The sequence below is a fragment of the Metabacillus sp. KJ11-3 genome (genome assembly GCF_055808295.1).
Window position 1 is genome coordinate 4,139,064 of the sequence record NZ_CM147865.1, and the last position, 14,299, is coordinate 4,153,362.

The following is a 14,299-nucleotide window of genomic DNA, read 5'->3' on the forward strand; positions in this document are numbered from 1 at the left end:
CTAAATAATAAACGGGTATCTACATTTGAAATAACAGCTAACAAAGCAATCACACGCTTTGCTAGCTGCTTTTTACTTTTATTATTTTCGTTTTTCTTCCCATTTCTTAATTGAATTCGTTTCAAGTTCTTCCCAAGTCATTTCACCACTCAGGTATTTTTGCATGTTAGCTCCAAGATCATCTCCCCAAGCACTAGGGTAGCCTAGGAACACCCATCCAATCGTTTTCCCTGCTGATGCATACTCATAAATCTCTTTTGAAATAGGATCTGAAATTTTTGATGTATCATACCCTTCATATGCAGGGATAAATTTAAAGTCGTTCAATACTGCTTCTTTACCAGTGTCAGATGTGTACAACCAATCTAAGAAATCTTTAGAAGCTTGTACCGTTTTTTCATCACTGTTGCTATTTACAGCCCAATAGTTAGGAATACCTACTGGAAGGCTGCCTTCAAACCCTTCAACCGGGATTGGTAAAATGCCAACATTGTTCTCTGCAAATTCAGAATCCATTTCGTAAACTGATGGGTAGATCCAGTTTCCTTGTTGAATGATTGCCACTTGCTCTAAAGAGAAGTACTCTTCAACTTGTTGTGAATAATCAAGACTTAATGAAGGCTGAACAGAGTATTTGTTCTGTAAATCAAGCATTTTTTGCATTTCAGAGCCTTTTTCAAAACCTACTGTTTCAGCATTGAATGCTTCTAAAACGTCATGATTAAATTCCGGAGCGAAGTATACATTTGCAAGGTGGTTACCGACTACCCATTTTTCTTTAGCTGGTAATGCAAACACAGCTTCAATACCTAAATCCTCTTTTTTGCTATCTAATGTTTTTACTGCTTTTTCTAAATCGTCATATGATAAAATTTCTTCCGGATTAATTCCCGCTTTTTCAAACATAGCTTTGTTATAGATAAGACCGTAACCCTCTTGGTTAAATGGTAATCCTAATACTTTCTCACCTTCAGTAACGGCAGTTAATGTACCTTCAAGAGCTGCTTCAGCAGATTTTGTATCCGATAAATCCGTTAGATACTCTTTAAATTGATCTGCCTCAGAAGGACCGGCTATACTGAAGATTTCTGGTTCTTCACCTGATGAAAACTGAGATTTTAATGAACTAATATAATCTGTTCCACCACCAACACTTGTGATGTTAATATTCACGCCAGGATTTTCCTTTTCATACTTTTCTGCTAATGCATTAAATTGATCATTAAACTCAACTTTCCCTTGAAAAATATCAATTGTGATTTGATCCTTTGAAGCTGCACCATTACCAGCGTCTCCACCAGATCCACACCCAGCCAAAAGCAATCCAGATACCGCTAAAGTTGAAACTATTTTAGAATATAACTTTTTACTCTTCATCCTGTTCACTCCTATAAAGTAGATAAAATTTGATGCAACCGCTTGCCTAAACTGATAAAAAATGTTGTAATAATAATAACTTGCAGCATTTGGCTCATTTATATACATGTTATTTTCTTCTGTTAGTCTTTTTTTCTATCAATTTTAGAAAGCGTTTAATGTAAATGCTTACAGGAGTTATTGTACTACCTCCCTATAATTGTGTCAAACGTTTTCATAAAGTTTTTTTCAAAATCTTTTCAAAAACCCCCTACATCTCTCATATATCTAATCCTCTCTTTAACCGTTCAACTCTAAATTTTCGATTTTATATGAAAACGATTGACACATTTTCTTTCTATATGATATGTTTCCAATAATTATTTTATAGCTTTTAAAAAAGTTATAGGTAAAACATTTTTGCAATCGCTTTCTAATTTACATTTACAAGTTACAGTATATTCGATATAAATAAAGTAGGGATTTCATTTTAAAGGGGTTTAAAAAGATGGCAAGCATCAAAGATGTAGCAGAGCTGGCTGGGGTTTCCATTACAACCGTCTCACGAGTACTAAATAGCAGAGGATATATCGGGAGCGAGACTCGTCAGAAGGTTGAAAAGGCAATGGAACAATTAGATTACCATCCAAATCAAATAGCTCGAGCACTATTAAAAAATCAATCTTATTTAATCGGCGTCATTGTACCAGATCTAAGTCATCCACTATTTTCAGAATTAATTAATTGGATTGAGGCGTACGCCAATGAAAGAAATTACAAAATTCTTGTTTGCAACTCTCTACAAGATTCAGATAAAGAAGCAAATTATATTAGTATGCTTAGACAAAACAGGGTTGATGGCATTATCATGTGCAGCCATTCCCTAGAAATTGAATCTTATTTGAAGGTATCTATGCCAATCGTTTCATTTGATCGAATTATTTCATCTTCCATTTCCTATGTTGCAGGTGATAATTACAAAGGTGGAGAAATTGCAACTAAACACTTGATTGAAAACGGATGCAAAAACTTACTTCACATTTCAGGTCCCCTAAAATATGACTTGTTGCCAAATAGAAGAAGCGATGCTTTTCAATTGACATGCATGAAAAACAATATTCATTTCACTATTATCGAAGGCGCTCACATTAAAGCTGCATTCCAGGATAATTGGGATTTTATTGAACAGGTAATATCGCCACAGTTAGGAAATTATGATGGTGTTTTTTGCAGTAACGATATCATGGCATATACCCTCTATGTATACGCCACAAGAAATGGCATAAAAGTACCTGAACAACTAAAAATTATAGGCTACGATTATCATAGTTTTACACGACTAATGCAGCATCCCAAACTTACAACAGTAAAACAGCCTTTAGATCGCATTGGTAAAGCCCTTTGTTCTGCATTAATTGATCAGATTGAAAGTGAAAAAACAGATTTTGTCAACAACACTGTTGTTGATGTTGAATTGATTCGGGGCGATACAACTTAACTTACTTGAGGTTGACATAAAAGGTCGGCCTTTTTGGGTTAATCCTCCACTTCCCTTTTGAACCCATGTAATAACTCTCCTACTTCCTTCATATATTGAACTGTTCAAATAGTCAACTCAACAAAGGAGTGATATCAACATCATGAATCAACAAACCCCTTCTTTTGTTAGTCACGTCGATCCGTATGTGTATCAAACTCTTCAAGGTATCACAGGTGCTTTCGTTGTTGTTCAAACAATCCGCGGATCAGTTTCCGGTAAGCTTAAAACGGTTATGCCTGACCATATTGTTGTCGAATCCGGCGGTTCTCCTTTCTATATTCGTACTCAACAAATTATCTGGGTTATCCCAAAAGGGTAAAGGAGGAGTACGATGTTTAAACGTGAAAACAAAATGCTGATTGCCCTGCCTGTCCCAGAACACGGAGATCCTAACGCAGCTGCTGCCGTACAGGAGCTGTTAGGTGGAAAATTTGGTGAAATGTCCACACTTAACAACTATATGTATCAATCTTTTAACTTCCGGAGAAAAGATAAGCTAAAACCATTTTATGACCTTGTTGCCAGTATTACAGCGGAAGAATTTGGTCATGTTGAGCTTGTTTCCAACACGATCAATCTCTTATCAAAGGGTAACACTTTTTATACAGGAGACCCTGATGTCACTCCTTTACGAGAAGGAAAAGACAGCAGAAACACTCTTCACTTTATCGCTACAGCCCAAACCGCCTTAGCCGCTGATTCAATGGGGCGCCCATGGAATGGTGACTATGTTTTTAGTAGCGGAAACCTGGTGCTTGACTTACTTCATAACTTCTTCCTTGAAGTAGGTGCACGAACTCATAAAATGAGAGTCTATGAAATGACCGAGCATGAAACAGCCAGAGAAATGATTGGATACTTGCTAGTTCGCGGCGGTACACATGTTTTAGCCTATGCCAAGGCACTGGAAATCGCAACCGGCGTAGATGTCAAAAAGATGGTCCCGATCCCTGATCTATCCAACCGAAAATTTGATCATGCCCGCAAGTTTGAAGATCAGGGACTGGGTAACATCCTTTATACATGGAATGATGTAGGGGATTATGCTGATATAAGACAAATTTGGAAAGGCACGAATCCTGAAAGCGGAGATCGGCTCACTGTAAAAGAGGGAGCTCCAAAAGGGGCACCAATTCCGAACTTAGAAGAATTACCTGAGGAATTTGCACCTGGAATTGATCGGGATGATTACGAAAAAATCGCGAAACGACTAATGGAAAATCTTTAGGTTGAGCTTTTATTTACTATTTTTCTAATTTATTTTCTATTATTTGAATTTATTTATTGTTCCATCTCATTTATTTTCGATTTTCCAGATTTATTCACTATTCGGGAATTTTCGACAAAATTTGATGCAACTAAAGAGGGAGAAATTCTCCCTCCTTTTATCTTTAAAAATTATTGAAGTTCCAGTAATGCCACACATTCCACGTGAACAGTATGTGGGAATAGATCAACAGGCTGTACCATTTTTAGTTGATAACCGAATGGTTCAAGCTCTTTAATGTCTGTAGCAAATGTATCAGGATTACATGATACATAAACAATTCGTTCCGGTTTGGAGCGTCCGATTCTTCTCATCACTTTACCACCGGCACCTGAGCGAGGTGGATCAAGTAGAAGAAGTTCCGGGTGACCAAAGCTCTCTAATACCTGGTCAATTCCTTTTCGTGCATCCTTCGCTAAAAACTCCGTATTTGAAATCCCATTGTCCTCTGCATTTCTTTTTGCTGACTCAATCGATGTTTCTACAATTTCAATTCCCGCAAGCTTTCCTACTTTACTAGCAAACGGAAGAGAGAACGTTCCAACCCCACAGAATAAATCAATCATTTTTTCTGTTTTCTGCGGTTTCCCCATTTCGATGGCTAGATCAACTAATTTTTGTGCTTGAGTAGGGTTTGTTTGGAAAAACGTATCAAACCAAAGACGGAATTTGTATCCATCCATTTCATCATGAATAAAATCGCGGCCAGCTAAGATATGACTTTTCTCAGCTTGCGTTCGGTCAGCCCAATTTGTATTTTCAAGCCATAATAAGCTTTTAACTTGTGGGAACTTCTGTTCAATACGTTCTGCCAAGTCACGAACCGCCTCTTGATGTTCCAGTGGTGATTCTGTGGCAAAAACAGCCAGCATCATTTCACCTGTTGCAAAGGATTGTCTCACCATCAAGTGACGAAGCAAACCTTCATGAAGGTCCTTATTATACCCCTTCAATTGATGAACTTTCACCCATTCTGCCACTTCCATTGCTGCTTCTACCATTTCTTTTCCTGCAATTAAACAAGTTTCAAGGGAAATGATTTTACGGAAGTTGCCTTGCTCATGTAAACCTAGTGCACCTTCAGGAGAAAATGTAAACTCCATTTTATTACGATAGCGCCAAGGCTCGTCCATTCCCATTGTCTCTTTCACTAGTTTAGGATCAAACCCTTGAGCCTGGATCGCATGCTGAACATGTTTCGTTTTCTCATTTAGTTGAGCCGGATAGCTCCAATGCTGCCATACACATCCTCCGCATTTATCAAAATGCGGACAAAGTGGTGCCGTTCGATCCTCGTGCACCACTACAATCTCATCAGGCATCGCCTTTCTTCTTTTTCTTTCAGGCTGGTCAACCGTCACGCGCACTTTCTCTCCTGGAAGTGTCATTGGTATGGTCAGCTTTAGTTTCTTCGGATTTCCCAATTCATTATTTCGCCAAACCTCTGCTCGACCTGAGCCCTTTTCATCTAAATGGCTAATTTCAGCCACCATCATTTCACCTTTAGATATGGTCAATTGTGTTCCTCCTTTTCACTACGAATCTATAAAAACGACTGCAAACGAGTCTTTTACCTTCATAACACATACTAAACTAGTATAAAGGACTATAAACAATTATGGAATCTATTCATTACTGGAATGAATTAACAGCTTTCAACGCAAAAATGCCACCTCAATATTAGAGGGCAGCATTTTTATATGGTATTAACATTCTATATCTTATTTTATGTTCCACAATAGGTTCTGTACGTACCATCCGAATCAGAAGGGACTGTACAATATTTAGCCTGATGAGGTGTGTGTTCATAAGGATTTGATAAAGCTTCAAGTAACTGCTCCATCACGAGATAATCTCCTTTTTCAACAGCCGCATCCAATGCTTCTTCCACGCGATGATTTCTCGGAATAACCGCTGGATTACTTCGTTTCATCAGTTCTAATGCTTCCTGCTCTGATTCCTTCTGTCTGCCTTGTCTTTCCTTCCACTGATCATTCCATTTTTTAAAATCTTCTTTACTAGCTAAATCAGTTTCCTCAATGGTATCAAATGTTAAGGCTCTAAACGTATTTGTATAGTCAGCTTTGTATTTTTGCATAATATTTAAGAGATTTTCAACAAGAGCAAGATCCTCTTCCTCATTATTAAAAATTCCTAATTTTGCTTTCATTCCATGAAGCCAATACGAGTCATACAGATCAGGGAATTCCGAAATAACTCCTTGGGCAATCTTAACCGCTTCTTCTATATCATCATGAAGAAGAGGTAATAACGTTTCTGCAAAACGGGCAAGATTCCAACCGGCGAGGTTCGGTTGATTACCATATGCATAACGACCTTGAACATCAATAGAACTGAACACTGTCGCAGGGTTATACGTATCCATAAAAGCACATGGACCATAATCAATTGTTTCCCCACTGATTGTCATGTTATCCGTATTCATTACCCCGTGAATAAATCCAACTAATTGCCATTTCGAAATAAGCTTTGCCTGACGTTTTACTACAGCTTTCAGAAATGAAAGATACCGGTTCTCATCTGATGTTAGTTCTGAATAATGTCGGGCAATCGTATAATCAGCTAACTCTTTTAATTCCTCTTCTGTGCCCCATTGAGCTACATATTGAAATGTTCCCACACGAATATGACTTGCTGCTACACGGGTCAAAATAGCCCCGGGTAGCTCTGTTTCACGTTGGATGGATTCTCCTGTTGTGACAACAGCTAAACTTCTGGTTGTTGGAATACCAAGTCCATACATTGCCTCACTAATAATATACTCACGAAGCATCGGCCCAAGGGCTGCACGGCCATCTCCTCCACGAGAGTACGGTGTACGGCCTGACCCTTTCAGTTGAATATCAAATGTTTCATGATGAGGATCCTGCTGTTCGCCAAGCAAAACAGCTCGACCGTCCCCCAGCATATTAAAGTGTCCAAATTGATGACCTGCATAAGCTTGTGCAAGAGGGGATGCTCCTTCTGGAATTCGATTACCCGCAAAAACAGCTAAACTCTCCTCACTTTTCAACTCCTGCACGTTTAAGCCAAGTGCTTTAGCTAATGTCTCATTAAGCTTTATGAGTGTTGGGGACTTTACAGGAGTTGGATGTTGATGACTAAACAGATTTTTGGGAAGACGGGCATAGCTATTATCTAAATTCCATCCGGCTTTTTCTACATTATTATTTGTCATTTGGATGGATCTCCTTTTTTACAATTTTTTGTCAGATTCGGTTCAAAATTAGTTTCTCTTGTGTTCATTCTATTATACCCAATTAAAGGTCCATTTCTAAAGTTAACGGTCTCTGTTTACAAAATAAGATAATAAATGTTTCAAAAAAGGAATATGACGGGGCATCTCCTGTAATGCATCCAAAGCTAAACAGTAGTGTTCCCACATCTCTTTTTTTGCCTCTTCAACACCTAGAATAGATACAAAAGTTGAACTATCATTTTCTGCATCAATACCTGCTAACTTTCCAATTTGATTGGATTCTCCCTCAAAGTCAAGCAAATCATCTTTAATTTGAAAAGCTATGCCTGCATGATAGGCAAAGGTTTTTAAATCCGCCATCTCCCGTTCATCTGCATGAGCAAGGATGGCTGGCATAATGAGGCAAGCTTCGAAGGCTAGACCTGTTTTATAAAAACACATTTCATTTAATTGCTCCAACGTCAGCTTCTTTCCCTTTGATTCTAAATCCATTGCCTGTCCTTTACACATATCCGCTGTAATTTGTGCAGAATATTGAATCAAATTCAAGACTGTCTTTGGCTCAAACATGTCTAAAGATGCTTGTTCCTTCACTGCTTTTTGAGTAAGAAAAAGTCCTGTTAACTCTGCTGTAGCTGTTGTATACATTTGATGAAGAGTAGGACGCCCTCGGCGAATAGGTGCATTATCCTGAGCAGGCAAGTCATCAAATATGAGTGATGCGGTATGCATATATTCTAACGATTTTAATAGCGGCTGAATGGCTGTCATATCCAATCCGTAGACATCCACTCCAATTACCCATGTCATGATTGGTCTTAATCGCTTTCCATCACCTTCAAGGCTGTAATTCGCTGCCTCAACAATAGAATTCTCTTGGATAGAAGTAGACGTTTCATAAGGTAGCTGTAAAATTGGATTGATCCTATTTCTGACTTCACGGACGGTCTTGATGAAATTATCCTGTTCTTCACGGTTACTGTTTATCGTTGTGATAATATGATCTCTGAGCAACTTATCAAAAAAGTCCACATCTGTTGCTTTTTTGACGAATTGTTGAATCATACGATTGAACTCAGTGATGTCAGAAGTAAAAACCTTCATTACTTCATTGTATTTCTTTGTTCCACTTCTCTGTTTAAACCTCTTTAATCCATTTATCGCACGATCAAGCATGACTTCACATGTCATCGGATCAGAATGGTAGATATTATGGATCAAATGAGAAATGACAGTCCAATACAATTCAAACGGGTTAATAAGATCGTCCCGTTTATCATGGTAGGTTAAATAATAGGTGTAGGGAGTGACCGCTCCAGCATTCATATCATCAAACATATCAGCAAAATCATCAGCCAATTGATTATAAATTCCATAATAAAATGTTCTGCTTTCAAATCCTTCATCTTCAGGTGTGTTCAATACGGACCGAACGATTAAACGGGATGAAGCTGATTTTAATATAACGGGGATGAACAACTCCTCATTTGTATACTTTTCATTCTCAAGATCCTTCTTACGATCCTCCTCCTGAGAATGAAAAAACACATATGACTGCTCTAAGAAGGAGGACATTTTTTCGGGACTCTGATAGACCTTAATATAATCTAACGCTTGTTGAAGTTCAGAATGGATAAATGTCATTAATTCTTTATTTTCACTTTTCCACTCTCCCAAATCAGGTACTGATCCTGTAACAAGTGTTGTCCGTATTAACTCAGAATACGCCCTTTTCTCAAATTCGGATAAAACGTTGGAATCCAGAAGATCATCAATAAAAGGGTAGGTTAGACCATAAGCATATCCAAGTCGAATGGCCTCATTAAGCTGTCGAGACCGCTCTGTCGGTAAAAGATCCTCCTCCATCTCCTCAATTGCATGCATGACCACACCGGCAATGATTTTGATTAACTTCCTTTGAGCATGAGTCGCATCCATCCCCTTGGGAATATGATGAGATACCGTTTTAAGTTTATGAATCAGCCAGATGAAGGTTGTTTCAATTCCTTCCTTCTTAGCCCATCGGTATAAAGAGGACATGTCAAACTTCTCCTCTAACGAGTTAGAAGTTTGCGTAAGTTGGGTTTTTAATGATTGAACAACATGTTGAATCCTGGACTTTGTTTCAGGCTCATACAACGCCTTGCCCAGATCCCGCATATAAATGTATGAAACGCTTCTCTCCAGGTAATGATTGAGTTTCCCTTTCTTCTCCATCCATTGAATATATTTGTTGTAATTCTCTGTATCATCTTTTTGCTCCCAACGAGAAAAAAAGATAATAACCTGTTAGTCCCAAGATGATGCTGTTTCCATAGAGCAAAATCGTTCGTTAACGTTGTTACATATGTTTTCTGTGACAGCTGCTTATATAATGATGAAAAATAATGAGATGCTTGCTTTTCAGCTAAAAGATAGCCTTCATCTGCATTTTCAGTAAACACTTTATTCATAGTGAACATTCCTCTACTTCTTGTTTGCTAAGTAAAAGCGCAAGGTGCCCGTCTATCGACTTATGACCTCGAGACGATGGCACCTGGAGCTAGACACCTTAACTAAGTACAAAACATATAAATAAATTCTGATACTTCAAGTAACTTCTACACTTCAAAAAATTATACCAAAGTATAGTGAAATATAAGCGAAAATTGACCTAGTTATTCTCATTAATTCATCTCACCATGAATAAAGTTTTTAAATTCCTTTTAAAACAGACGATTCCAGTACAATAAGAAAACTTGAACCCTTTTTATAGCAACTCTTCAATTAATTCAACAGCAGAGGTAAAACGTTTATGATAATCACCACGCAAAATGTTATAAGTGATTTTTTGATTATCTAGTAATTCTTTTAAGGATTCATTATTATGAACTCGCATGGCTTCTTCCCCATGAACCCTTAAACCATCATCAACCCACTTAACATCTGGCTCTAAAAATAACCAAAGATCATAGTCTTGCAATTTGGCCATTTCATCCAGAACAGGTTGATGTTCCTGATTATAAAGGTTAGAGTAAAACTGTGTAACTATTGCCTCTGTATCAATAAAGACAAGTTTATTCGCCTTTTCTGTCGCCTTATATTCCTCCATTTTATGACCATACGCAATCTTATGATAATCTTCCTTGGCGATGACCCCATCACACCCGCCTAATTCCTCACAAACGGTACGACCATATTCAGATACATAGGTTGTGTTATATAATTTTGCAAGGTTTCTGGTCAGGGTTGATTTTCCACAACTCTCTGTGCCAACGATAACAATCTTCTTTACAAAATAGGGTCTCACTACATCAGGTATAAACTCCCAATGATTAAATACACCTTCTTGACGGATTTTTGTCGCAGATATGCTGACTGAATGACGTTCCGGATCAATCAACACATGCTTGGAGTTCGGATACAGCTCCTGAAATATCTCTCCATACTCATACTCAGAACTAAATACATAGTCAATCTGTTTACCAATTTTTCCTTTTATTAACTCGGCACCTTCTGCCCAGTTATAATCATCATTTCCATGTTCATCCTCTATTGAAATAACCTTAACCTGCGGCATATCTCTTGTTAATTGGGATAGCCAACGCATTCGAACTTGAGGCGGTATATATCCGATTTTTGACTCAGAGAATAGTTCTGTATCACGCTTTTTACTATGAGACAATACAACATAAAGTTCATCGACCATTGTAGATGCATGAATGATGGCATAAACATGCCCAAGATGAAGCGGCAGAAATTTTCCGCCTATAAACCCGACTGTCATTCACTCCACCTCCGTATTTTGCTTTGAATATAACTTTCTCCAATTGATATATCCATAAATACTGTTTACTAAAAACGCTGTCCACATAACCAGCATTGAGAAGTCGTTCCCACCTTGTGAAAGGAGTACACTTATCCATAGATAAATAGATAGAATATTGACTGAAATCCACAGTAACCATTGTTCAGCAAAGCGTTTTAACATTAATATTTGTGCCATTATAGACAATACATTTGTCGCTGAATCAGCCCAAATACTATTTCCGCCTAAATACTTCAGAAAAAATCCATAGCTGATTATAAGAATTACAGCAGTTGATATTGTATACAACCATCCCGCCTTTGAGAGCCGCTTTACCTTTATATCCTCACCACTTACTCCTTGATTTGTTCTATGCTTATTCCAGAGATAGATCCCGATAAATTGGACCGGTAGATAAAATAAGCCATTTAACATTGCCTCTCCATATAGACCGTACCCATAAGAAATATACGCATAGGTTGATGTTTGAATAATCCCAAAATAGTAGTTTGAAATTTTTCCTTTTGCTACTAACACAACACAAAGCATTCCTGTTATAGAAGAAATTAACCCAATAAGTGAATCAGACCAAGCGAAGAAAAGATAAACATTAACAGTAGTGAAAATAAGCAGCCATAACTTTTCAAATAATGTCCAATCTCTTAACATTCAAACACCTCTCCTTTATCCTTTAAGTTTTTGGTTATAGATTGAAACCATTGGCTGGAAATCAGTAAACCGGTATAGCTGAGCAGGTGTTTTCGAGTATCGATTTGATTTCTTCAATTGACCATCCTCCGTAACTGCTTCAATAAACGGCAGCTTTGGTGCCTTTCTAAAAAAAGCAGCATCGGTAGATATGGATGAATCATCTAAAATGGTTAACAAAACACCTTGTAATTCAGATAACACAAACTCTTCTGGTAAAAAGTGTTGGGCAAGTGTTGTAAGAGCCATATCTTTTTTTATAAACCAAAGTGCATCATCAATAATCGTACGGTGATCAAAAGCAAGAGGAAGGCTTAGAGCCTCTTTGATCGTAAAGAGTTGAATATCTGATGCATCATTTGTTGTCTTACGACTTCTCAATGCTTCTTCTTTCGCAATGACATAATGAGCACTTGAAATGATCCATCCCCGATTATCTCTGTTTGGAGAATCATACGTCCCAAAATGTTTTATCCGCAATCCGCTGACACCTGTTTCTTCTTCAAGCTTATGTTCTGCTGCCTGTAATGCAGTTTCGGTAGAACGGACGAACCCTCCCGGTAATGCCCACTTCCCCGCTTCCATATTTGGATTACCCTCATGGTCTGATTCACTGCGTTTAATAAGCATGATTTTAAGCTTTTTTAATGGAGGCTTGTGATCTCCATTATGCTCAGAAGTAATGGTAAAAACAGCAACATCACTCGTATATCCATCCGGTGTTATAAACCCAGTCGATTTTCTACTCATTTTTAGCACCACCAATTAATTAACATATTGTTAATTAAAATATAATCCCTTTCCTTAATAGAGTCAAGAAAATCTTGGAAATAATCTTACTATAGTATTTGTTCCCATAAATCTTTCAACTTCTGCTATTAATCTATTAACTTCGACCAAAAATCTATCAATTGACTTCAATGATCTATTTTTTCATAAAATTCTAAAAAACAATTTTTTCCTTGCATTCACAATCGACATTATTCGTGTTAAACTAACTTCTATGTATGATTATACGTATTAATGTATCAACGCAATGAAGGACTTCTAAGACTTCAACATAGAATCGGAGGCACACAAAAATGAAGAGTTTATTTCACAAATGGAACCAACTCAGCTTGGTAACTCGTATTATTGTGGGGATTATCATCGGTGTTATCCTTGCTTTAACAGTCCCTGATGGATCAAAATGGGTTACGATTTTTGGTTCTTTATTTGTAGGTGCATTAAAATCTGTTGCACCTGTATTGGTTTTATTTTTGGTCATGCATGCCATCTCTAAGCATAAGAGCGGCCAGCAAACAAACATGAAATCTATTATTATCCTATATATAATAAGTACATTTCTTGCAGGTCTTGTCGCTGTTGTGGCAAGCTTTATCTTCCCTGTAACCTTAACACTTAAAACAGGGGCCGAAGGATTTGAACCTCCTAGCGGCATAACCGAGGTACTTCAGACATTGCTCTTTAACATTGTCGACAATCCTGTTAATGCTCTTATAAATTCTAACTATATCGGTATTCTTGCATGGGCTATCCTACTTGGTATCGCATTAAAGCATGCACCTGATTCTACTAAAAATATGCTTGCTAGCTTTTCAGATGCCATTTCCCAAATTGTAAAGTGGATCATTAATTTAGCTCCACTTGGTATTATGGGACTTGTGTTTGAAGCTCTTGTGACTAATGGATTGTCAGCTTTGCTTGATTACGGAAAATTATTGTTAGTTTTACTAGGCTGTATGTTCTTTATCGCTCTTGTTGTAAACCCAATTATCGTGTTTATCAACATTCGCCAAAATCCATATCCGCTTGTATTTAGATGTTTAAAAGAAAGTGGAATCACAGCGTTCTTCACACGTAGTTCGGCAGCAAACATCCCTGTTAATATGAGGCTATGTGAAAAACTTGATTTAGATAAAGATACGTATTCTGTCTCCATTCCATTAGGTGCAACAATTAATATGGCTGGAGCAGCTGTCACAATTTCTGTGTTGACTCTTGCTGCTGTAAATACTCTAGGTATTGAAGTTGATATGGGTACAGCACTCATCCTTAGCATTTTATCAGCTATCTCTGCCTGTGGTGCTTCAGGTGTAGCTGGTGGTTCACTTTTACTCATTCCATTAGCATCCAGCTTATTCGGAATCTCAAACGATGTGGCCATGCAAGTCGTAGCAGTAGGATTTATTATCGGTGTATTACAAGACTCTTGTGAAACAGCCCTTAACTCCTCCTCAGACGTCCTTTACACAGCAACTGCAGAATACGCAAAAAAGCGTAAAGAAGGCAAGCGGGACGGAGGGACAGGTTCATTGTCCCAAAACCCAAAAGTAAAAAGTTAGACTTAATCACAATAGAAAAGCACTAGGCTCCTTGATCAGCCTAGTGCGAAAATGGGTTCTTTGCCTTCTCGGTTAA

Annotated in this window: 10 protein-coding genes and 1 pseudogene; 4 read left to right on the plus strand and 7 right to left on the minus strand. The window is 37.8% G+C overall.

Annotation, left to right across the window (positions count from 1 at the left end):
- Window positions 1-81: 81 nt before the first annotated feature.
- Window positions 82-1,377 (minus strand): ABC transporter substrate-binding protein, encoded by a 1,296-nt coding sequence (locus AC0L8O_RS20630; RefSeq protein WP_473444994.1) that lies wholly within the window; start codon window positions 1,375-1,377, stop codon window positions 82-84.
- Window positions 1,378-1,864: 487 nt separating this feature from the next.
- Between AC0L8O_RS20630 and AC0L8O_RS20635 the strand changes: the two genes are divergently transcribed.
- The 3 genes from AC0L8O_RS20635 (at window position 1,865) to AC0L8O_RS20645 (ending at window position 4,124) form a co-directional block, all read left to right on the plus strand.
- Window positions 1,865-2,854, plus strand: a complete 990-nt coding sequence (locus AC0L8O_RS20635) for a LacI family DNA-binding transcriptional regulator (RefSeq protein WP_473444996.1) — start codon at window positions 1,865-1,867, stop codon at window positions 2,852-2,854.
- 142 nt (window positions 2,855-2,996) lie between these two features.
- Complete coding sequence (locus tag AC0L8O_RS20640) at window positions 2,997-3,215, plus strand: YuzF family protein (protein WP_026562141.1); 219 nt, start codon at window positions 2,997-2,999, stop codon at window positions 3,213-3,215.
- A gap of 12 nt (window positions 3,216-3,227) precedes the next feature.
- Complete coding sequence (locus tag AC0L8O_RS20645) at window positions 3,228-4,124, plus strand: manganese catalase family protein (protein ID WP_026562142.1); 897 nt, start codon at window positions 3,228-3,230, stop codon at window positions 4,122-4,124.
- 170 nt (window positions 4,125-4,294) lie between these two features.
- Here AC0L8O_RS20645 and rlmD read toward each other — a convergent pair whose 3' ends face one another.
- The 6 genes and pseudogenes from rlmD to AC0L8O_RS20675 all read right to left on the minus strand — a co-directional run bounded on the left by rlmD (window position 4,295) and on the right by AC0L8O_RS20675 (window position 12,628).
- Window positions 4,295-5,680: a 23S rRNA (uracil(1939)-C(5))-methyltransferase RlmD gene (rlmD, locus tag AC0L8O_RS20650; RefSeq protein ID WP_473444998.1), complete on the minus strand. Its 1,386-nt coding sequence runs from the start codon at window positions 5,678-5,680 to the stop codon at window positions 4,295-4,297.
- A gap of 209 nt (window positions 5,681-5,889) precedes the next feature.
- Entirely contained in the window at window positions 5,890-7,362 is a 1,473-nt protein-coding gene (locus tag AC0L8O_RS20655; RefSeq protein WP_473445000.1) for a protein adenylyltransferase SelO, read from the minus strand.
- A gap of 102 nt (window positions 7,363-7,464) precedes the next feature.
- Window positions 7,465-9,845: pseudogene (locus AC0L8O_RS20660) on the minus strand (polyprenyl synthetase family protein).
- 287 nt (window positions 9,846-10,132) lie between these two features.
- A complete protein-coding gene (gene nadR, locus AC0L8O_RS20665; RefSeq protein WP_473445001.1) occupies window positions 10,133-11,149 on the minus strand; it encodes a multifunctional transcriptional regulator/nicotinamide-nucleotide adenylyltransferase/ribosylnicotinamide kinase NadR in 1,017 nt (338 codons plus the stop codon).
- The gene (gene pnuC / locus AC0L8O_RS20670) at window positions 11,150-11,839 is read right to left on the minus strand and encodes a nicotinamide riboside transporter PnuC (protein WP_473445003.1); all 690 of its coding nucleotides are present in this window, start codon (window positions 11,837-11,839) and stop codon (window positions 11,150-11,152) included. It lies immediately after the preceding gene.
- A 15-nt stretch (window positions 11,840-11,854) separates the two neighbouring features.
- Entirely contained in the window at window positions 11,855-12,628 is a 774-nt protein-coding gene (locus tag AC0L8O_RS20675) for an NUDIX hydrolase (RefSeq protein ID WP_473445005.1), read from the minus strand.
- 332 nt (window positions 12,629-12,960) lie between these two features.
- On the opposite strand from AC0L8O_RS20675, the gene sstT reads away from it, so the two are divergent.
- Window positions 12,961-14,223: a serine/threonine transporter SstT gene (gene sstT / locus AC0L8O_RS20680; protein WP_473445007.1), complete on the plus strand. Its 1,263-nt coding sequence runs from the start codon at window positions 12,961-12,963 to the stop codon at window positions 14,221-14,223.
- Window positions 14,224-14,299 lie beyond the last annotated feature (76 nt).

Bases quoted from the DNA above. Each gene is read 5' to 3' on its own strand.
- AC0L8O_RS20630 (WP_473444994.1), bottom strand. From the start codon at position 1,377: ATGAAGAGTAAAAAGTTATATTCTAAAATAGTTTCAACTTTAGCGGTA.
- AC0L8O_RS20635 (WP_473444996.1), top strand. From the start codon at position 1,865: ATGGCAAGCATCAAAGATGTAGCAGAGCTGGCTGGGGTTTCCATTACA.
- AC0L8O_RS20640 (WP_026562141.1), top strand. From the start codon at position 2,997: ATGAATCAACAAACCCCTTCTTTTGTTAGTCACGTCGATCCGTATGTG.
- AC0L8O_RS20645 (WP_026562142.1), top strand. From the start codon at position 3,228: ATGTTTAAACGTGAAAACAAAATGCTGATTGCCCTGCCTGTCCCAGAA.
- AC0L8O_RS20655 (WP_473445000.1), bottom strand. From the start codon at position 7,362: ATGACAAATAATAATGTAGAAAAAGCCGGATGGAATTTAGATAATAGC.
- nadR (WP_473445001.1), bottom strand. From the start codon at position 11,149: ATGACAGTCGGGTTTATAGGCGGAAAATTTCTGCCGCTTCATCTTGGG.
- pnuC (WP_473445003.1), bottom strand. From the start codon at position 11,839: ATGTTAAGAGATTGGACATTATTTGAAAAGTTATGGCTGCTTATTTTC.
- AC0L8O_RS20675 (WP_473445005.1), bottom strand. From the start codon at position 12,628: ATGAGTAGAAAATCGACTGGGTTTATAACACCGGATGGATATACGAGT.
- sstT (WP_473445007.1), top strand. From the start codon at position 12,961: ATGAAGAGTTTATTTCACAAATGGAACCAACTCAGCTTGGTAACTCGT.